This window comes from Bacillus sp. YH3-2-B2 (genome assembly GCF_053663335.1).
The window spans coordinates 173708-194672 of record NZ_JBSJQE010000001.1 but is presented as its reverse complement, the minus strand read 5'-3'; the positions used below and the strand labels follow the sequence as shown (position 1 = coordinate 194672).

19 protein-coding genes are annotated in these 20965 nt (G+C 49.5%); 12 read left to right on the top strand and 7 right to left on the bottom strand.

The genetic code is table 11. From position 1 onward, the window contains the following. Window positions 1-5 precede the first annotated feature (5 nt). Window positions 6-362 carry a YisL family protein gene (locus tag ACWJJX_RS01085; RefSeq protein WP_003155128.1) on the bottom strand — a complete coding sequence of 119 codons (357 nt, stop codon included), beginning with the start codon at window positions 360-362 and terminating at the stop codon, window positions 6-8. Window positions 363-455: 93 nt separating this feature from the next. After that, window positions 456-1361 (bottom strand): fumarylacetoacetate hydrolase family protein, encoded by a 906-nt coding sequence (locus tag ACWJJX_RS01080; RefSeq protein WP_454022357.1) that lies wholly within the window; start codon window positions 1359-1361, stop codon window positions 456-458. Window positions 1362-1576: 215 nt separating this feature from the next. On the opposite strand from ACWJJX_RS01080, the gene ACWJJX_RS01075 reads away from it, so the two are divergent. The 7 genes from ACWJJX_RS01075 to ACWJJX_RS01045 all read left to right on the top strand — a co-directional run bounded on the left by ACWJJX_RS01075 (window position 1577) and on the right by ACWJJX_RS01045 (window position 3925). Further along, window positions 1577-1786 carry an aspartyl-phosphate phosphatase Spo0E family protein gene (locus tag ACWJJX_RS01075; RefSeq protein ID WP_025649564.1) on the top strand — a complete coding sequence of 70 codons (210 nt, stop codon included), beginning with the start codon at window positions 1577-1579 and terminating at the stop codon, window positions 1784-1786. A gap of 189 nt (window positions 1787-1975) precedes the next feature. Next, complete coding sequence (locus tag ACWJJX_RS01070; RefSeq protein WP_003155135.1) at window positions 1976-2197, top strand: spore germination protein; 222 nt, start codon at window positions 1976-1978, stop codon at window positions 2195-2197. A 12-nt stretch (window positions 2198-2209) separates the two neighbouring features. Continuing rightward, entirely contained in the window at window positions 2210-2446 is a 237-nt protein-coding gene (locus ACWJJX_RS01065) for a spore germination protein GerPB (RefSeq protein ID WP_003155138.1), read from the top strand. A gap of 35 nt (window positions 2447-2481) precedes the next feature. Further along, window positions 2482-3099: a spore germination protein GerPC gene (gerPC, locus tag ACWJJX_RS01060; RefSeq protein WP_031378472.1), complete on the top strand. Its 618-nt coding sequence runs from the start codon at window positions 2482-2484 to the stop codon at window positions 3097-3099. Continuing rightward, entirely contained in the window at window positions 3096-3272 is a 177-nt protein-coding gene (locus tag ACWJJX_RS01055; protein WP_003155141.1) for a hypothetical protein, read from the top strand. Before gerPC ends, ACWJJX_RS01055 begins: the two co-directional genes overlap by 4 nt. Then, window positions 3272-3667 (top strand): spore germination protein GerPE, encoded by a 396-nt coding sequence (locus ACWJJX_RS01050; RefSeq protein WP_007409166.1) that lies wholly within the window; start codon window positions 3272-3274, stop codon window positions 3665-3667. Before ACWJJX_RS01055 ends, ACWJJX_RS01050 begins: the two co-directional genes overlap by 1 nt. 39 nt (window positions 3668-3706) lie before the next feature. Next, complete coding sequence (locus ACWJJX_RS01045; RefSeq protein ID WP_003155143.1) at window positions 3707-3925, top strand: spore germination protein; 219 nt, start codon at window positions 3707-3709, stop codon at window positions 3923-3925. Window positions 3926-3968: 43 nt separating this feature from the next. Here the strand turns inward: ACWJJX_RS01045 and ACWJJX_RS01040 are convergent, their stop codons facing one another. From ACWJJX_RS01040 to addB, 5 genes are all read right to left on the bottom strand, one after another. Continuing rightward, on the bottom strand, window positions 3969-4262 hold the full coding sequence (locus ACWJJX_RS01040; RefSeq protein ID WP_003155144.1) for a hypothetical protein: 294 nt from the start codon (window positions 4260-4262) through the stop codon (window positions 3969-3971). A 15-nt stretch (window positions 4263-4277) separates the two neighbouring features. Then, the gene (sbcC, locus tag ACWJJX_RS01035; RefSeq protein WP_454022664.1) at window positions 4278-7670 is read right to left on the bottom strand and encodes an exonuclease subunit SbcC; all 3393 of its coding nucleotides are present in this window, start codon (window positions 7668-7670) and stop codon (window positions 4278-4280) included. Beyond that, window positions 7667-8839: an exonuclease subunit SbcD gene (gene sbcD, locus ACWJJX_RS01030; protein WP_094247088.1), complete on the bottom strand. Its 1173-nt coding sequence runs from the start codon at window positions 8837-8839 to the stop codon at window positions 7667-7669. Before sbcD ends, sbcC begins: the two co-directional genes overlap by 4 nt. A gap of 64 nt (window positions 8840-8903) precedes the next feature. Next, a complete protein-coding gene (gene addA, locus ACWJJX_RS01025) occupies window positions 8904-12608 on the bottom strand; it encodes a helicase-exonuclease AddAB subunit AddA (protein WP_454022786.1) in 3705 nt (1234 codons plus the stop codon). Further along, a complete protein-coding gene (gene addB, locus ACWJJX_RS01020) occupies window positions 12595-16095 on the bottom strand; it encodes a helicase-exonuclease AddAB subunit AddB (protein ID WP_454022663.1) in 3501 nt (1166 codons plus the stop codon). The genes addA and addB overlap by 14 nt, the downstream gene beginning before the upstream one ends. A 141-nt stretch (window positions 16096-16236) precedes the next feature. On the opposite strand from addB, the gene ACWJJX_RS01015 reads away from it, so the two are divergent. From ACWJJX_RS01015 to ACWJJX_RS00995, 5 genes are all read left to right on the top strand, one after another. Next, on the top strand, window positions 16237-16950 hold the full coding sequence (locus ACWJJX_RS01015) for a DUF421 domain-containing protein (RefSeq protein WP_077722028.1): 714 nt from the start codon (window positions 16237-16239) through the stop codon (window positions 16948-16950). A 74-nt stretch (window positions 16951-17024) separates the two neighbouring features. Continuing rightward, entirely contained in the window at window positions 17025-17543 is a 519-nt protein-coding gene (locus ACWJJX_RS01010) for a ferritin-like domain-containing protein (RefSeq protein ID WP_454022662.1), read from the top strand. A gap of 250 nt (window positions 17544-17793) precedes the next feature. Then, a complete protein-coding gene (locus ACWJJX_RS01005) occupies window positions 17794-18414 on the top strand; it encodes a TetR/AcrR family transcriptional regulator (protein ID WP_070081597.1) in 621 nt (206 codons plus the stop codon). A 15-nt stretch (window positions 18415-18429) separates the two neighbouring features. Then, window positions 18430-19626 carry an MFS transporter gene (locus ACWJJX_RS01000; protein WP_003155154.1) on the top strand — a complete coding sequence of 399 codons (1197 nt, stop codon included), beginning with the start codon at window positions 18430-18432 and terminating at the stop codon, window positions 19624-19626. A 167-nt stretch (window positions 19627-19793) separates the two neighbouring features. Further along, entirely contained in the window at window positions 19794-20951 is a 1158-nt protein-coding gene (locus ACWJJX_RS00995; protein ID WP_014304750.1) for an AbrB family transcriptional regulator, read from the top strand. Window positions 20952-20965 lie beyond the last annotated feature (14 nt).

Here is a 20965-nt window from a genome sequence, read left to right as displayed (position 1 = left end):
ATTGATTAAAATACGTGAAAGCCGATCGGCAAGTGAAGGCCGAGCAGCACCGTCAGGACGAGCACGATAATAAAACCGATCCACAGTCCGCCGGTTGATTTGCCTTTTTTCTTACGGATGACGAGCATTTCCATCAGTCCGATGGTAATGATGCCGAGCAGCATTTTTCCGGCGTACTCTCCGTTCCAATTCGCAAAACGGACAAAAAGCTCAGCTCCGGTCAGAATAATAATAATGTAGAATAAGCGCAGAATCATATGCGTAATTTTTGCGCCCTTCGCTTTTCCGGCACCGTACAGCCCGTAGCTGACAAACACCAGGATAAGCGCAACGACCCATGAAGTAATATGCCAATGTGTCATTATGTTCAATTCCCCCTATCAGATCAATCTGCCTCACTTATGGTACCACAACAAGCCGATCGGAGCATTATCAATCGTGCGAAAGACACACAATTATCCGATTTGGTTCGACAGCGTGCCGATCGGTTCAATTGTAATGTCAATACGGTCCCCCGGCTTTAAAAATTTCGGCGGCTTAAATCCTTTTCCGACACCGGACGGCGTCCCCGTCGCTATAATGTCACCGGCTTCAAGCGTCATTCCTTTTGACAGCGTCTCGATTAATTCAGCTATCGGAAATATCATGTCACCCGTTGATCCTGATTGGCGCAGTTCACCGTTCACCCGCGTTTCAACTTTCAGGCTTTGCGGATCGCTGACGGCCGACTTATGTACAATGACCGGGCCCATCGGGCATGTCGTATCGAGGCTTTTGCCGATAAAAAACTGTTTATGTTTTTTCTGCAGATCGCGCGCTGTGATATCATTTACAATTGTATAGCCGAATATATGATCAAGCGCATGTTCTTTGGAGATGTGCGATCCGCTTTTTGATATGATTACCGCAAGCTCCCCTTCATAATCAAGCTGCTCCGTTACGTCCAAGTGGCTCTTCACTGTTTCTCCGTGTCCTGTAACGGCAGCCGGGGCTTTCGTAAAAACCATGGGATGCTCCGGTATATCCGCCTCACTCCCCATTTCAACGGCATGATCACGATAATTTTTCCCGATGCAGATCACGTTCTTTGAAGGTCTCGGAATAGGCGCGCAAAGCTTTACGTCAGACAGCGCATACATAAATGAACCCGACTCGTCATTCGGTTTTTTCGCCCATTCCGCAAGCTGTCCGGCATGCGCGACAAACTTATCTCCTTTTTGAATGCACTCGATCAGCGAACCCGGAATCGTCTCAAGTTCAAACAATTTTTTTTCAGCCTTTTGCAGATCTAAAATTTTGTTATCATCAATAATCAGACCGACAAATTTTCGGCTGTTCAGTTCCCCTGTCGCAAATTTCATGTTAATCCCCCATCATTTTTAAATGGCATTCCTTTATGTATTCTTCCTCCGAACGGGAAATCCCTCTTTTAAACAGGCTGAAAATAAGTGTAAAAGAGTATCAAAAATTGTCACTTTTTTAGTCATATTGACGAAATAAAACCTTCTTGGCCAAAATGGGTTATACTATTATCATCCTATGTTTTCCAAAATAATCGAGAATTGGAGATCACACGATGAACAAAATTGAAGAAAAAAGATTAACTTTATTCGAGACAGCGCAAAAATTCGGAATCAATGCGACGGAGACCATCAGGTGCAGCCAGGAGCTGGACAGCCTTTTAAACGGGTGCCGGGGCGGGCTCATCCAACAAACGAAAGACAGCGGGCCGAACCCGGCCGCACAGATTCAGCACGGCCGCGAAAAAAAAGAGGCTTTCTCATAAACGTGATATGTATATAAATCTGTATCATTTATGTATAAGACCCGGCATGCGTAAAGCGCCGGTGTTTTTACGTCTAAAGTTTTTTCCGCTCACAAAAATGTGCATTTGTCATAAGCTATTTTAGGCAGGCAGCCCAGATAAGCTCCTGGAGTGCAGTCATGAAAATCTTCACGAAAAGGATGTGCTCGTATGCCCGCAATTGTCGGAGCGTTTAAAATTAATGCCGTCGGTACGAGCGGAGTCGTTCATATAGGCGACTGCATCACCATTTCTCCAAAAGCAGAGGTTAAGACATTTGCCGGAGCGGGCAGCTTCAATACCGGAGACAATCTCACACTGACGAATTACAGGAATTCAACGAATGTGTACGATAATGATGTAATCGATCAGCCGATGGCAGGAAACGCATAAAGGAGGCGCCGTATGAATTTTTACGTCAATCAGTCGATCCATATCAATTACATGCGTGTAGAATCTGTCAGCAATTCCTCCATACTGCAAATCGGAAGCGCCGGTTCAATTAAATCTCTTTCCAATCTGTACAACACAGGGAGTTATGTTGAGCCGGCGCCGCCTGTCACCGCGGGGCAGCAGGCTGTAACAACAGGGGGAGGTCCCGGCACCTCATCATTTGTACCGCTCCAGCCGCCAAGCCGGTAGTTTTAATGAAGGAAACGAGACGCGAGGTGAATGTCATGTATGATCAATCCGTTTCATCCTACCTGCAGAATTTAAATTCTTTCGTCCAGCAGCAGGCGCAGCAGATTCAGGAGCTCGAACGGCAGCTGAAAGAATTCCAAAATGAAATTTCAACGCTGAAGCAGCAGCCTTCTACAAGAATCGATCGGCTCGAGTATAAATTTGATCAGCTGAAAATTGAACGGCTGGAAGGAACGCTGAATATCGGGTTGAATCCGACTGATCCGAATGCCGTGCAAAACTTCGAAGTCGGCCAGACATCTCCGCAGGTCGGAATGATGCAGCAGGAACAGGCGGGCCAGCAAATGCAGCAAATCCGTCAAAACGTCGATATGTACCTGAATGAAGAAATCCCCGCGCTTTTAGAGCAGCTCGAAACTCAGTATGAGAGCAGGCTGGACGAAGCGAACAAATATCATATTATTGAAGATATCAGAAAGCAGATGGACAGCCGGATTCAGTATTATCTGTCCCATGTCCCGAAAGAAGAAAATACGGCGCCCGCGCAATATGCCGAGCAGATTGCCGAACATGTAAAGCGTGATATTGTCAGGGCCGTCGAGCACTTTATTAAACACATACCTGGTGAAATGAAAGGTGATGATCCGTCATGATTTTTACAGTGATTAACCGGAATATTGAAGTCGGCGACATCCGGTCTACCGGTGTATCCAGTTCTTCCTTATTATTAATCGGCGACACCGATTCCGTCTATCTGTCTTCCATCTTTGACACGCCTCCGGAATCTCTTATTATCGGGCCTTATGTGCCGCTGGCGCCGGAATAATGTTAAAGCGCATTTCACGCCTCCGGAACGCCAAAATCAATTCAGTCGGGATTGCGAGTGTCTTTCAAGCAGGCGATACGAATGAAATCAATATGCGGATCAAAGTATTGGCCGATCAGCGCAGTCTTGCTGTATACAGAGATGATGAAGGCTCATTTAACAAAAAAGAGTACCAGATCTTTCGGCAGCCGGCCGTCATGCCGTTACCGGAAACGGGAGTCCAAAGCGCATTCTGCCATGAAAACCCTTCAATTCGAGTAAGGAATGTGAAAGTTCAAGGGGTATCGTCAGCGTCCGTGGTTCAAATCGGATCGACGTCGATCGTTCTGGGAGATTCGCGGCTGAAACATATTAGGCAGATCTTCACGCCAAGCTCACAATCACAGCAGCCCTGACATATAATGACGGTGAGACTTCTATAAAGGGTGTCGTTTATGCCAGCAATTACCGGACCTATAGCTATCAATTCCATATCGGGCGGAGTCGTAAACTTTGGTGATTCCTTTTACCTTTCTCCAAAAAGCTCTTCTAAATCTGCGCTCGGTTCGGGAGCAGGCAATACCGGAGATTTCCTGTTATTAAACAACGTTGTCAATGCGACAAACTATATAGACCCCGATGTCAGCGATCAAAATGTGGTCGGAAACGCCTAAAAAGCAGCCGCTCTTTCAGAAGAGGGCTGCTTTTGGTTCAGCGTTATTTTCGTTCATTTGCTTTTTTTGTTTTTACAAGCTTTTCCGGCGGCTGTTTTCTGATCCATTTCACAAACCGCGCGAGTTTCGGGTCACGCCGCAGTTCTTCTATTCCCGCGAGCCTTGCCGCAAGCTCCTGATTCGTATAGAGCGCGTGAACCTGTTTATGACAAGGGATGCAGAGCATTGCGGTCGGAAGGAATGTCCCGCCTTCTTCCTTAGGCGTTAAGTGGTGCTCCGTCAGCCGCACATGATGGCGGCCGCATAATTCACATGTGCCCTCGGCAGAATCGGCCATAATTCCTTCTCCTTTCTACATGATCTCCAATGTGACCCGGGTGCCTTTCCCGCCCGGTTCGGACGGATGAACGATTAATTTTTTCGGCAGACGCGCTCTCAGCTCCTGCACATGGCTGATCACTCCGACGGATAAGTTGTCCGATTGCAGCTTTTCGAGCGCTGTGACAACGGTGTCTAAGAGCCCTTGGTCAAGAGTCCCGAATCCTTCATCTAAGAAAAAGAATTGCAGCGGGTATTGCCCCCGCAGCTGAATCTGGGCGGACAAGGCAAGCGCAAGCGACAGCGATGTCAGAAACGTCTCCCCGCCGGAAAGGCTTGATACGGGCCGTTTGACGCCTCCGTTCGCGTCATCACGCATGACGAAACCGCCTTCTGAATCGACTAATATGGCATACCGCTGCCTTGTCAGCGCTCCGAGACGGGCAGAGGCGTCCCGAGCCACGCTTTCCAGCTGTTCTTCCGCTAAAAATTCGACGAATGTATTGCCTTTACATACAGACTGGAGCTTATCAAGCCTGTCAATCTGTGTCTGCCAGCTTTTCAGCTCGGCTTCAATTTCTTTAAAGCGCTTATGCTGTTTTTGCATAACCGCGAAGGCTTTTGCCTGTGCCCCTTTTTCCTCCATGGCGGCGCCTGACTCAGCCTCTGCCTGCTTCAGCAGAGAAACCGATGCTGTCCATTCTTCCTCCGATATCCGGCGCTCGGCTAATTTATCAGTAACACGGCTGATATTTGCCGATAGCTGTTTTGAGGTGTCCAGAAACTCATCAATTTCTTTTTTCATTTCCTCTGCACGCCCTTGCGGAAGCAGACTTTTTTTAACTTGGTCCGGCTCGGTAAACCCGGTGTCTTTTGACCTCACGCGCCAGTCGTTTTGCGCTTTCTCAAGGGAGGTCTCAGCATCCCTGAGTGACATGAGACTCCCGGATTCCCTGCCTTTTGCGTCATTCAGTGATTGCTGCGCCTGCTTCAGCGCATCGAATAGGGACTGTTCTTTCGATTTTAACAGCTGTAATTCCTGCCGCACCGCTTCAAGCTTTGCGGAAATTGATGTTTCTTCAGCTGCTGTTCCGAGCTCTTGTTCATATCCGTCAATCACCTGCTGCAGGCGCTCAGACGCATAGTGAAGCTCGAGCCGTTCCCGTTCAAGCCGATGCTTCATCTCCTGCAGGCGTTCTTTCTCCTCTTCATGTTCCTTGAGGAATGCGATGCTTGTTTCAATGCGCTTCTCACATTCTTCTGCCTGCCTGTCCTTCTCATCTATCGAAGCCTGCCAGGCGTCAATCCGGTTTGGCGGAATATCACCGCAGACTTCGTTGTACTGATTCAATCGGCTTTCTGACAGCGATTCAAGCTCTTCTAATGAATGTCTGAGACGGCCGGCTTCTTTTTCCTCATAGCGGATTCGTTCGGCAAGCTGCTCAGCTTGTTTTACCGTCTGCTGATGCGCGCTGATCAGTCTTGTGACCTTCTCTTTTACCGACAGCATATCCTGTTTCATTTGTTTCCATTCCAAGCGGACGGCGCTGAACGCTTCATCAAGCGGACGTCCGCTGATGGAAGAAGCGGCTTCCAGCTCCGGAACCCGGGCGCTTTGCAGAAACGGACATTCTTCGGTAAAACGTCCCGACTGTTCTTCTAATGCAACCTTGGCTGTCAGCACTTCCTGAGAAAGAGCCGCCGCCTCAGAAAGCAGTGCTTCCACCTGCTGCAAATGTTCCTGCACAGCGGTATCAGGCGAGAATGTTTCATGAGCGGAACGCGGGCGGTCATGCTGCGTCGAGCCGCATACAGGACAAGGCTTTCCTTCGATCAGTTTTTCCGATAATTCTTTTGTTAATGCGGCCGTTCTCGCTTCCTCTGAGCGCCTGCGGAGATCGGCTTGCGTTTTTTCAGCCCGTTCGGCTGCGGCTTTCAGTGAACGTTCCGTTTCACAGACCATATGGTAAACGGTTTGCAGCGTTTGATAAGCGCGCGTAATGTCTTCCTCTTCCGTTTTCGCTTTCGCTGTGAGCGACTCGCTTTCTCCGTTGAGCTTCTCCACGTTTTTCAGCTGCGTTGTCAGATTGGCCCGCTCTTTCGTGATTTGTTCCTGTGTCTGCTGAAAGCCTGCCGCCAGCTGTGCTGCGGTCTGGCATTTTTTCCGTTCATCGGCGGTCACTTGAACTGCTTTCAGCTCTTCTTTCAGCTCATTCTGCCTGTTTTGGCCGCGGGTCAGGCGGTCTTTCACTGCGGCCAGCTGTTTCGAGGCGGCTTCGTATTCTTCCTCTTTTTTGCTGTGCTCCGCATTTGTTTTTTCCGCTTCTTTTTTCGCTTCAAGCAGTTTTTGTTCAATGGCTGAAAGTCTTTGATACAGCTCTTCTTCCTTGACAAGCTTCGGCTCCTGTTCGGCCTTATGGGCCCGCCATGCTTCATAGGCTTCATTTTGCCGGGTAAATGAAACGGTTTCCGCCTCTGATTTCCGTTTGGCCAGTTCGTGTTCCTGTTCGGCGCGCCGCTTCCGGCGGACGGCTTCGGTGCAGCGGTCTGCGTACGGCTCAAGGGCGAGAGCTGTTTCCGCCTCTTTAAGACGCTCAGTCAAATCCGTGATGTACGGGCGTCTTTCCTCAAGCTTTTTCTCCCGGCGCTCATATTCATCTCTTTCTGTCTGCAAGTTCCAAATTTCCTGGTGATTTTCAAAACGCGCTTTTGCCCGGACCCGTTTCTTCTCAGCTGCTTCAAGCCGTTCGTTCGCTTCGTGAAACTGCTGTTCAGCCTGCTTCAGCGCATCTTCTCCTGCGTCTCCGAGGCCGGATTGTTCGGCCAGCATTTCATTTTTTTTCGCTGCCGCTTCCTGCGCCCGCCGCCGCAATTTTTTGACAAGCCTGTCCCCGTACTGTTCCAGATTAAACAGGCGCTGGAGCATATGTCTTCTTTCCGCGCCTTTAAGCGACAGAAACTCGGCAAACTTTCCTTGCGGCAGCACGACGGCTCTTGTAAAGTCGTCAATGGTCAGGCCAAGAAGCTCCTCCACCTTTTTGTTCACTTCATTCGCTTTATCGGCCAGCACCGTTTGTTCGTCTTTGATTTCAATCAGCCGGCAGAGGGCGGTTTTTACTTTCGTTTCATCCGTTCTCTTAAAAACGCGCTCGACCTTGTAGGAAACCCGGTGGCCGGATTGAAGCGCGAATGTAAATGAGACGGCAAGCTGATCTTCGGCATGATTCAGAATGCCGTGCGTATTATTTGCGGCGCGCTCCACTTTTCCATATAAAGCGAGTGTCATGGCATCAAGGATCGACGATTTTCCGCTTCCGGTCGGCCCGAAAATCCCGAACACCCCGGCTCCTGACAGTCCGGCAAAATCAATGGTCTGTTCCTCCCTGAAGCTGTGGAGCCCTTTTATCGTTAACAGAATCGGCTTCATGTCGCATCCTCCTCATCATCTGCTGACGCAAGCTCTAAAAACAGCTTGACCATCTCCTCATCCGGCACGCCGCCGCCCGTTTGTTTTTCATAAAACTTCTTAAATCGATCCTCAATTGATGTGTGTTTCACTTCAATCCGGTCATTTTCGGTCTCTTTTTCTTCAAAAACCGGCCTGATATGGATAAAACCGGGATGCGCCTTTCTCAGCCGATGAATTTCCTCGAGAGAAAGCTGATCCGTCAAATGGATATCAAGGTCGATCCAGGCATTCCGGTCACGCCCTTCATCAAGCCAGCCGTGAACCTCGCCCAGCCCCTGCGCTTTCCATTTGACGAGCGGTTTACCGGAAGACAGGAAAATCTCTTCCCACTTCGCTTCTCCGCCGGGCTTCGCTTCTACCACCGTCACCGATTTGGCATAACCGGCTTCCGAAAAGCTGTATGCGAGCGGAGAGCCTGAATAACGGGCAGCCGTCTTGGCGCGCTTGATCGTTTGCGGACGGTGGAGATGGCCGAGAGCCACGTAAGCCGCATCAGCCGGCAGGCTGTCAGCGGCGACCGTGTAAGCGCCCCCGACTTCAATCGGACGCTCTGAATCAGTCTGATTTCCCCCCGCGACATAAATGTGGCTCGCCGCGATTTTCACGGCATCGTTCCGGCACAGTCCGCACATGTGAGCAAACGCCTCTCTGATTTTCACATCGTAATGATCGCGAAGAAGCTTTTCCTCAAACGTATCAGAAAGCACTTCGTTTAATCTCGCCTCTGACGGATATGCCAGCGCGGCTACGGCTAACAGCTCGTCCGCCGACGGCACCTCAATATGCACGGGTTCTGTCCGCGGATAGCCGATTAAATGAATGCCGCGCTCATTTGTTAACGGAGAAGCCGCCGCCAGCCTGTCGGGATTGTCATGGTTTCCGGCAATGACGACAACCGGGCGTTTTCCGCCGTCAGAAAGCGCGGAAAGACTTTCGTAATACAATTGTTCAGCGAGCGCAGGCGGGTTGACCGTATCGAATACATCTCCTGCCATAATGACCGCATCAATGTTTTCTTCCTTGACAATGGTATTCAGCTCTTCCAGTACTTCGGCCTGCTCGCTCAGCCGGCTTCTGCCTTCCAGCGTTTTGCCGAGGTGCCAGTCAGCTGTATGTAAAATGCGCATACCGCATTCACCTCACTTTTTGATAGAAAAAAAGATCCGCTCCAAAAAGGAGCTTCGGATCTTGTTACAGTGTAAGAACGTGACCTCCATCGAAGAAATAGAGCGCACGCCCTTTTACTTTCGTTTTTGTAATTTGTTCAACCGCTTTTGTATACAATTCGATTTGTGTTTCATATCTTTTTTGCAGAATCGGAGCCGCGCCTTCAAATCCGTTCCGGAATTTCCCCTCTATCCGATCTGTTTTATAGTCCAGCAAATAGAGACCGTCCGCAGTTTCGTAGAGGCAGTCAATAATCCCTTGCACGAGCAGCGGTTCACCGGCCGTTTCGGCATCCTTGTACACCTCGCCGGCCGGAAGCGCCATACTGAACGGCACTTCCCGGTCAATCCGCAGCGCCCCGAGAAGGTCTTTACCGATTTCAGTTCCGAAAAACCGGACAATTTCTTCTATATCAATGGCTTCCTGCTGCTCTTCTGTCAGCAGCTCTTTTTCGTAAAGCATCCTGACCGTCCGCTCCGCTTCTTCGGCAGTCGGAACGTGCGTCAGCGGTATGTGCTGCATCACCGTATGCATCGCCGTCCCTTTTTCGGCGGCTGTCAGCCCTTTTTTCATCATAAAACCGGGACGCCTGTATAAAAGCGTGTCTCCTGACGGTTTGATGAGAGAGCGGCCGCTGTATTCATCTTCGTATTCTTGCTTTCTCTTCAGCTCAGAAACTGACTGCTTCGTTCTGATAGCCGTCAGCTCTCGGTACGGATATTCCCATTCAAGCAGACGGCGCGCCTCATCATCAAATGAAAACGAACCAGGAATCGGCTCGCCCTGCTGTATCGCTTTGAGACGTTTGCTCTTTTCTTCAGCACGTTCTTTTGGATTCTCTTCCAGCAATTCACTTTGCTGAAGCATCCGGATGTGAAAACGCGACGGGTCGCGCGCGATATCCTCAGTCGAAGAAAGTCCCGGCGTCCTGTGCGCCTCCATGTCACGGTGGCGGATGAGCGCCGGCCCGATAAAGTCCAAATAAGATGACGCCTGATAGCGGTCGAATTCAGAAAGAAGCCAATCGGCCCGGTCTGCTTGCGCCTGCCATTTGGCCAGCTGTTTTTCCCGGTTTTTGCAGGAACCGACGAGAAACAGCTTTTCCTTCGCTCTGGTCAGCGCCACATACAATACGCGCAATTCTTCGGATAAGAGCTCTCTGCGCATCTTTTTCTTCATCGCCACAAGCGGAAGAGTCGGATAGCTGATTCTGAGTTCCGGATGAATATACTTCGTGCCGAAACCGAGCTCTTTATCAAGCAGGTATGATTTGTTGAGATCCATCATATTAAAACTTCTGCCGAGTCCGGCGGTGAAAACGACGGGAAATTCAAGTCCTTTGCTGCTGTGGATCGTCATCAGCCGAACGACATCCTCCTGCTCGCTGAGCGCCCGGGCCGTTCCCAGATCATCGCCGCGCTCCTGCATCCGTTCAATAAACCGCAAAAAGCGGAATAACCCGCGGAACGCCGTCGCTTCGTACGAGCGCGCCCGGTCATACAAGACGCGCAGATTGGCCTGGCGCTGCTTTCCGCCGGGCATGCCGCCTGCATAGTCAAAATATCCGGTATCGCGGTATACTTCCCAAATCAGCTCAGACACCGAATGATTCGTCGAAAATGACCGCCACTTTTGCAGACTGTCATAAAAGGTTCTCAGTTTTTGATACAGTTCATCATGCCTGTCACCGTTCGCTATATATGCTTTCAGCGCTTCATAAAACGGCGCTTTTTTCTTTTCAAGGCGTATCAGCGCAAGTTCATTTTCGTCACAGCCGACGATGGGCGAGCGCAGCACGGAAGCAAGCGGAATATCCTGATACGGATTATCAATCACCTTCAAGACTGAAAGCGCCGCAGCCACCTCCACGGCTTCAAAGTAACCCGACGTCAAATTGGCGTACACCGGAATGCCCTGGTTTTTCAGCTCTTCCATTAATTGCGGCGCCCACGGCATGGAGCGCAGCAAAATCACGATATCCCGGTACTGGATATTCCGGTGTGTTTTTGTTTTCCCGTCATAGACCTTAAACGGAGATGAGACAAGCTTTCGGATCTCCCCGGCTATCGCTTTCGCTTCCCAATGCACGGTTTCAAAGTCTTCGGCATCCTCGGAGCTGTCTGCGTCATCAGCGCTGTCAATCAGCAGCAGTTCCGTTTTTGCCGCGTCATTCGGCGGATACGATGCGCCGAGCTTCAATGCCGCCTGTTCATCGTAGTCCACTTCGCCGATTTTTCCGCCCATCAGCTGCTTAAACAAGAAATTCGTACTGTCCAAAATATCGGAACGGCTGCGGAAATTTTGGTTCAGGTCAATTTTTTGCCCCGCGCCTTCCCCGCTTTCTGTGAACCTTTTATATTTCCCGAGAAACAGCAGCGGCTCAGCAAGTCTGAAACGGTAGATCGATTGTTTGACGTCGCCTACCATAAACAGATTTCCCGCCTCTTCATCCCCGCTTTTCACAAGCTGCAGGATAGACTCCTGCACAAGATTGGTATCTTGATATTCATCAACCAGAACTTCATGAAACTGGTCTTGATAATAAACGGCCGCTTCGCTCGGCACCCGCTGGCCTTCTTCATCAACCGCAGTTAGAATCGCCAGGCAGTAATGTTCCAAATCTGAGAAATCAATAATTGATTTTTCTTGTTTCGCCGCTTCAAATCGTTTTCCGTACGATATCACGAGCTGAACGAGCGTTTCGATGACAGGCTTCATATCTGTTAAACTCTTCAAGTGATCTTGCGGACTTCTTGTAAAGTAATCGGTCTTTAACTTTTCGATCAGTTTCTTCGCGCCGTTTCGCAAATCGGTCGCTTCGTCCAAAAGCGCTTTGTCAAATTCATCACCCTTTACCGGCTTCGCCCGCTTAAATGAGACTGCGGGGACCCGTTCATACAGCGCATCGAAGTCATGCCGGCAGCTGATCAGCTCTTCTATCTGCTGAAGGTCATCCAGAAAATCACCAGCGCGCGGGGCCGGCCCGCCGGGCGCTTTTGTCAGTTCAAGCGCCTTCTCAAGCTTTTGTTTCGCCCCGTAGAGCGCCATTTCAGCATCTTCTCTCACATATTGGTAAAACGGAAGCTCTTCCATTTTGCTTTCTTCCGTCACGTCATACAGGCGGACAAAGCTTTGCAGCCACGCTTCCGGGTCAGGATGCGACCGGGAATACTCGTACACCCGTTTGACAAGGTCTTGAAGATCCAGATCATGCCTGTCTGTCGTATATCTGTCCGCAAGCTCAAAAAACGCCTGATTCCCTTTTGCGTATTCATCTTCAAACAGCTCATCAAGCACTTCGTCTCCGAGCAATTCGCCTTCCGTCTGGTCAGCCATGCGAAAACCGGGGTCAAGATCAATCATATAATAATATTTTTTAAGCACTTGCAGGCAGAAAGAGTGAAGCGTCGAAATGCTCGCCCGATTTAATAGAGAGAGCTGCCGTCTGATATGCAGAGATCCCGGATTTTTGGCGAGCTCTTTTTCTAATGCTTCAGCGATCCGATGCTTCATCTCCGCTGCTGAGGCGTTTGTAAAGGTCACCACAAGGAGCCTGTCAACATCAACCGGATCTTCCTCCGCGGTTATCTTTCTGATCATCCGTTCCACGAGCACGGCCGTTTTACCTGATCCGGCTGCGGCAGCGACAAGAATATCGCGGCCCGAAGAAACGATGGCGCTCCATTGGTCATCCGTCCATATGCTGTCTTTCGGTTTAGGAATTTGCATCATCATCCGCCTCCTTTTTCAGCCAATCCAGTATGGTGCCGTCTTTTTCCGCTTTCAGGCTGCGGTATTCATTTTCCTTAAGCGACTCATCAAACTGGCACACCGATTTAAACGCACAGTACGTACAAGGCGTCTTATCTTTCAGCTTATACGGGGTAATGGACACAAGCCCGTCCGTTATCGCTTCGCCCGCCTGTTCAAATGTCCGCCGCACATGGTCTGTCAGCAGATGAAAGTCCTGTTCGCTGACCGCGGCTGAGTCGGATCTTAAAGACCCGTCCTTTTTCAAACCGGCATTGACGATATTTGAACGCCCTTCCTCCAAAGTCGTGTCCATCAGGCTGATCGCCTCCCGGTCACCGAGGAGAAGGCCTTTCATTTTAAATTTCTTGAAAATTTCCTGCTCGATTTCATCAAGCCCCATCGGCAGACTGGCCTGAATCATCGGATCATGGATATGGAAATACAAAACGCCTGCCGGGGTCGCTTTCATGCCGAGCCAATCCGCAGAATGTGTAATCGATAAGTCAAGATATGTGAGCATTTGCAGAGCGAGCCCGTAATACACCTCAGCCAGATCAAGCCCCCTGTCGCTTGATTTATAATCAACGATTCTCAGCAGCAGGCCTTTTGAACTTTCCGCTTTATCCACGCGGTCGATCCGTCCGACGAGTTCCATCGTACAGCCGTTTTTCAGCGTGAAAGTGAGCGGAGGCAGCGGTCCGCTTCCGCCGAAACCGAGTTCAAGACCGACCGGGACGAAACCGCTCGCCTTCGCATGCTCGCTTAATATGCCAGAAACACGCGTGACGATCTTCTGCAGTTTTTCCTTCACATAAAAGTGTCTGTTTGAGCTGAGCAGAATCTCTTTTTGCAGCTTTGGCGCAAGCCGTTCCACCGCTTCATAGGAGAAATGCCGGCACTGATCTTTCGTCAGATCGCGCCATTCCAGCTTCTGCTCACGAAGCCGGTCTGAAATCAGCTTCAGACTGGAGTGAAACAGCTGGCCGATATCCGGCGCTTCCAGCTTGAAAAACTGCCGCTCTTTTAATTGCAGCCCGTGAGATGCAAAATGAGAAAACTGGCAGGCATTAAACGCCTCCATCCGGGAGACGCTTCCTTTAATATGCTCGCCGTAAAGCTGGCGCGAAACAGGCCGTTCAAGACGCTTCGCCTCATTTCGGAAAAACAGGCTTGAAAACAGCTTTTTCGCACGCCGGTGATCAGACTCTTTCATCAGCACATTGTATGCGCTCCACCATACGTCACTGATCTCGTACTCTCTTGTCCACAGCCTGAGCTGACTTGCCGTATACGTCTGAGCCACCTGTTTATTGACGAGATACTGAAGCTGCTCTTCTTCGCTTACCTGCTCGGGATCAGCCGCTGACAGCTTTTCCTGATGATCGGGAAACAGCTCGCCAAGCCTGTTTACAACGATTGACGGCAGGAGCGTTTTTCCTTCCGCATCGGCAATCGGGTATGACACATAAAGACGGTCAGACGGACTCGACAGCGCCATATAGATGAGAAAATGCTCATCAAGCAGCCGCTCACGCCCCGCGGAAGACAGCTCCACTCCGACTGCTTTCAGCCACTCCCGGTCATCATCAGACAGCACGCCGTTTTCATCCGGGCGCGCCGGAAGAACGCCGTCATTGGCCCCGATGACGAATGTGCAGGACGTGCCGTATATTCTTGAGAGATCCATATTCCCTACAAATACTTGGTCAAGCGCAGGAGGAATTAAAGAAAAATGAAGCGATTCCGTTCCCGTTTCAAGCATTTGCTGGAACAGCGCCAAAGATATTTCATCTTCACCCATCATGCCGGCAAACTCCTCGAGAAGCTGGATAACGGCGTCCCACGCCTGGCCGTGCTGCTGCGCTTCGATCATGTTTCCGGCCTCTTCGGCCCGCTGCCTTTTCCGGTCCAGCTTCAGGGGAACATCGGTATCTTCCAAAAAGAGATAAAGAGCCTCCGCCATACTTTGAACCGTTTTCGCTTTTTTCATCCGGTTTTGAAGCCGGACAAGGGGTGCAGCTATCCACTCTCTCGTCTCATTCAGCATGTGTTCCATCTCGATTTCCTGATCCGTCTGCGCGAAATCCTCATCGAGCGATACGAAGCGCCTGTATACAAACCGCTCGCCGTTCGTCCAGCGCTCCCCTTTAATGCCGTAGGCGATACAGTAATTTTCAAGCTGATCTACCTGCTCTCTTATGTTCTGCTCCGGCTGATCAAGCGGGAATAACAGTTCGGTTTTCGCACAGCGGAACACCGCTTCATATCTCCAGTTCCCCTTCACGACATCCAGGCTTGAACGGATGAATTCAATAAGCGGGTGATGCTGCATAGAAGCTTTTCCGTCAATAAAATAAGGAAGCCCGTAATCGGCAAACACTTCCTTCAGCAAATCTTTATAATCTTCCGGCTGGCGGATGAGAATCGCCATATCTTTGTACCGGTATCCTCCGTCCCGGACAAGCGATTGAATTTCCCGGGCAATACCTTCAAGCTCAGCTCTTCTGTTTTGCGCCTGCATGACGGTAAAAGCTTCCTGTCCGCCGGTATATGCCGCGGCGGGACGCACATCGTACTGCGACTCTATACAGGCAAGCTCCGGCACATGCCGATGCCGCTTCGTGCCATGCAGTTCCTTGCAGGAAATATCGGCATTCAATTCCTTTGCCGTCTGATAAAGCTTATAGTATGTGCTTCCCGTCATTCTGAACAGATCGAGCTCATCCGGTGCCTGTTCCGCCGAAGGGCTGTCCGCCGTCAGCGAGAATGTGACATGTTCAGCATGCATGATCAGCTGCTCCAGCACCCTTAATTCCTGCGGCGTAAATTGATAGAATCCGTCGACGTAAACACGGGCGCCTTTTACAACGTCCGCCAAAGGAATCTGCTGAGCGAGCAGCGTCAAATAGTCCTCTGAATGCAAATAGTGTCCGGCGAGGCTTCTTTCCATCTGCTGATATAAAATCCCTAAATCATGAAGTTTTTCAGACAGCATCCGCTCTCCGCGATATTCTGACGCCGTTCCGCTTTCCGCCATGCGGCGGACGTCTTCAGGCTCAATACAGTATCGCTTAAACTCTGTCAGCATCCGTTCCACCTGCTCAGTGAATCCGGCTTTGTCACTCGCTTTTTGATACACTTTAAAATCGTGCTTATGTTCTTCAATCAGTTTCCTTAAAAGCATCTGCACACCCGTCGTCGTCACAAACGGGCGATTCATGCCCCCGGTATGCTGAAGCACGCGCCACGCCAAACGCGAAAAACTGAACACTTGAGCGCGTATCATGCCGCCGATATCCGGCGTTTTAGCAAGCTCATATTCCATTAAAAACGTCATTTGATCCGGGACTAGAAAAATGATCGGTTTCCCGAACGGCTCCCGGCGCAGTTCATCTTGAATGCTGTCGATAATCAGCCTCGTTTTCCCACTCCCCGATCTGCCTACTAAAAACTCAACACCCAAATTAGAAGACCCCTCTCTTTTTATCTTTCTACATTTTATCGAAAGTTGACGAAAATGACCAATCTCATCTGCTGGTAAAAACGGGATGACTGTTTTAAAATATATCGTTTTTGACCAAATTAAAGAAAAAAAGGATTAAATATGATGTCAGAATATCTCGAAGTGATTGTGCGAACGATTCTGTCGTTCAGCATTCTGTTTATCGGCGCCCGTATACTCGGAAAACAAACCATTTCACAGATGACGCTTTTTGATTTCATTGCGGCCATCTCCCTCGGCGCCATCACGGCAAATCTGTCGTTTAATACAAAACTGCCGATTCATTTTACTGTCAGTGCTTACACGATTTTCGTGGTCATTATTTATCTCGTCGCATATCTTTCTATGAAAAACAGAACCGCCAGGGGTTTCTTTGCGGGCAAACCGACCATTATCATTCAAAACGGAAAAATACTTGAGCATAATATGAAAACGATGCGCTATACCCTCGACTACTTGAACCAGCAGCTTCGTGAAAATGATGTATTTGACATTTCTCAGGTTCAGACTGCCATCATTGAAACAAACGGCAGCATGTCAGTGGAGGTCAAACCGGAATTTGCGCCCGTTACAAGACAGGATCTCGGCATCTTTGCCGGACATGAAAAGAACTTTGCCGTTGAGCTGATTATGGACGGCCGGCTGGTGATGAAAAATCTGGAAGAAAACCACGTATCGGAAAAATGGCTGAGAGAAGAATTGGACAAGAGAAACCTCAAACCGGAAGACGTCGTATACGCTGTGCGCGGAAGCAACGGCCGGCTTTTTGTCGACACATACGACGACCATATTACATCGCCGCTGGATCAAGAATAAGAATAAGAATGACATCCGCACATGTCACGGGCTGCCGCCGTATAATACCCTATAAACATCCGGGGGTGAGTCCAATGCACGAGAATTTTTTTCATTATACAGCCATCTGCAGTGACGATTCTGTGCTTATAAAGGATCTGGTAAAATCCATAAACGGTGAATACAGCGCTGTGATTTGCTACTCAATATTAGCCGAAAAAGCGCCAACCGCAGAAATCAGAAGACGAATCGAACATATCAGAGAGGAAGAAGTGCGCCACATGCACGCTTTCTCTTCACTGTATACGTCAATTACCGGAAAACAGTTGACGCCGAAACAGACGGAGCATTGTCCGCACACATACAGAGAAGGACTGAGGGCGGCGTTTTATGATGAGCAGAAAACGAATGATTTTTATTTGCAGGCATCCGATAGAGCGGTGCATCCGGAAGCGAAACGGTTATTTGCCCGCACGGCAATTGACGAGCAGCGTCATGCCGTCTGGTTTTTATACGATATGGCCCACTCTGCCCACTCTCCTTTCCACCATACAGGGGGAACGGTATCAAACGCGCCGAACACAAGCTACACCGAGGTAAATACCGGAAAATAACGATTCAGGCAGATCACGCTCCCCCGCCGGGAGTCTTCAGACGGCTGACAAACCCCGTTCTTTCAACAGGAGAGAATGGGGTTTATTTTTCGAGCCGTTTTTATACTTCCACTAAACAATGGATAACTTCTTCATTGTATAGTCAGCAAAAACCCTTTATAATAAAATAAACCAACTGGTCGGTTTTAAACGACCCGAACCCGCTTTGCCGGGACAACGATATGAATGAGGCGGAAAGGATCTGTGTGAAGTGACAAATACAAAAGGCGGTGCCGGAAAGAGCGAAAAGACGAAGAACAGGCTCGTATCCGCTTCGCGTGACTTATTTGCAAAAAAAGGATATTCAGAAACATCGATTCGGGATATTTTAGAGGCGGCCGAGATCAGTAAAGGCAATCTATATCACCATTTTAAAGGAAAAGAGTTTCTGTTTCTTCATATCATGGAAGAGGATCACCGCGTGATGATCGAGACGTGGAGGGAAATGGAATCCGATCTGAAAGATGCTGCCGAAAAGCTGACGGGCTTTGCGGAGCTGCTGAGCCGGATGAGCATCAATTACCCGCTTATGAGAGCAAGTGAAGAGTTTTATGCGAGTGCGTTTACGTCAGAGGAGGTCGTAAAGCGGCTCAACAAAATTGATATTGAATATGACGATGTGATGAGAGAGATCTTAGAAGAGGGAAATCAAGACGGCAGCTGGTCCATTCCTCATGTCGAATCAAAAGTAAAAATCCTGCTATCCGTCTTCTACGGTTTAGATGTGTTATATAAAAACGATACCATTCAGCAAAGAATCGAATTGCAAAAAGAAGCCATCTCCGTGTTTATTCACGGGTCGATCAACGCTGATAAACAGAATGACAGCTGACAAAGGAGAAACAACATGCAAAAACCGATCAGAGAACAAAAGGCTGTACTCATCATCTTATTAAGCAACATATTTATTGCGTTTTTAGGCATCGGATTGATCATTCCCGTTATGCCGCTGTTTATGAATGTGATGCACTTGACGGGCAGCACAATGGGATACCTTGTCGCTGCCTTCGCCGTCGCGCAATTAATTGCATCCCCCATTGCGGGGAGATGGGTTGACCGCTTCGGCAGAAAAATCATGATTCTCGCCGGACTGTTTTTGTTCGCATTATCCGAACTGACCTTCGGATTGGGCACACATGTCTCCATTTTATATTTCGCAAGGGTGCTGGGGGGCATCAGTGCCGCTTTTATCATGCCCGCTGTTACAGCGTATGTCGCAGATATTACGACGGTGCAGGAAAGATCGAAGGCGATGGGCTATGTATCTGCCGCCATCAGCACAGGGTTTATCATCGGGCCCGGCATAGGAGGATTTATTGCCGATCACGGCGTTCGTATGCCGTTTTTCTTTGCGGCGGGAATTGCATTTATCGCAGTGATTTCCTCTGTCTTTATGCTGAAAGAGCCGTTAACTAAAGAAGAACGCGCAAAGCAGATGGAAAGCGCCAAAGAATCAACCTTCTTAAAAGATTTGAAAAAGTCGATTCATCCAAGCTACTTGATCGCCTTTATCATCGTTTTTGTTTTGGCATTCGGGCTGTCGGCGTACGAAACGGTATTCAGCTTATTTACAAACCATAAATTCGGCTTCACGCCAAAGGATATCGCCATTATTATTACGTTCAGCTCCATTGTGGCGGTCCTCATTCAAGTGCTCGCGTTCGGCAGACTTGTCAACTTCCTCGGAGAGAAAAAAGTCATTCAGCTTTGTCTGATCATCGGCGCTGTGCTGGCTTTCGTTTCTACGGTGATGTCAGGGTTTTTGCCCGTGCTCGCTGTCACCTGCATCATTTTCCTTGCGTTTGATTTACTGCGCCCGGCACTGACTACTTATCTATCGAAGATCGCAGGAAATCAGCAGGGGTTTGTTGCCGGTATGAACTCAACATACACGAGTTTGGGCACCATTTTCGGCCCGGCTCTGGGCGGTATTTTATTTGATATGAATATTCACTTCCCATTTCTGTTCGCAGGTGTAGTTTTATTTCTCGGTCTGGGATTGACGCTTGTGTGGAAAGGAAAAGCGGGCGAGGTTTCGGAGTAGTGTGCACTCACCCATCTCCGGAGCTTTTTTTATGTTTGTGATAAGAAAAATGAATGGATTATGAGAAATAATTCATTATTTATTTATCTCAAAATCTATACTATAGTAATAGTAAGGTTAACGAGCTTAACAATTTAATATGAATGTTTCAGGAAGAAGGGTTTTCATTGAAGAAAGACAAACATCTCCTTACAGATATCTGGTTTATTCTCATCAGTGCGGCAGGGGGGTTTCTTCTTTCGCTTACAGGGATGTCGATCGCCTGGATGCTCGGAACGCTTGCCGCCGGCTGCATCCTCTCCATGACGAGGCCCCGCTGGCTGTTCATGGCGCCTGACAGAAGAGGGATTCACCGCAGATGGCTTGCGGCGGGACAAATGATCCTCGGCATCGAACTCGGCCAGAAACTGAACCTGTCCGTTCTGTCGGTTTTGCGGGAGCATTGGCTTCCGGTAGGCTTCATGCTGATTTTCTCTATCGTGATGGCGCTTGTTTCCGGATATGTGCTCTTTCGGTTCAGCCGGACGGACATGATGACAAGCTTTGTAGGCACGGCGCCGGGCGGTTTATCCGCCATGCCCGGTATCGCCCAGGAAGTCGGCGCAAACACCGCGATTGTAAGCCTTATTCAGCTGACGCGCGTCCTTTTGGTCGTCATGACAATACCGTTTCTCGTTATTTTCTTATTTACCAAACAAAACGGTGCGGCTCAGACATCAGCCGGAGCCGTTTCAGCAGGAGCTTCACATCCGGGCCTTATTCCCGTCTTGTTAACGGCCGGATTTATTTTGGCTGCCTGGCTTGCAAGTAAAGGCGCAAAACGGCTGAAATTTCCCGCCCCTTGGCTGCTCGGCAGCATGATCGGCGTTGCTGCTGCGGAAATCGGCGTGTCCGCCTTGGCGGGCAAAGACATGCTGGCCTGGTGGCCGCCGGAAGCGAACCAGCTGTCACAAATTTTTCTCGGCGCCACAATCGGATCAAAAATGTACAAAAGCATGTTCACCGGCGTGACGAGAGTGCTGACCGTCGGATTTATTTCTTCCGTCGGATTAATCGCCGCCATGATTCTGAGCGCGGTTGCGGTTTCTAAATTAACGGGCATCTCCATGATTACATCTGTTCTCGCCTTTTCTCCCGGCGGGATCGCCGAGATGGCGGCGACTTCGATCACCCTGCACGAAGACTCGACTTTCGTCGTCGCGGTTCAGGTCATCCGGATCGTTCTCGTCATCGCCATGCTTCCGCCCTTCTATCGGCTGCTGCACCACCTTTCTCAGCTGAAACGGGCACACGGCGAAAGAGGCCGGGCAGAAAGAGGAACATGATCCGAATAAAAAAA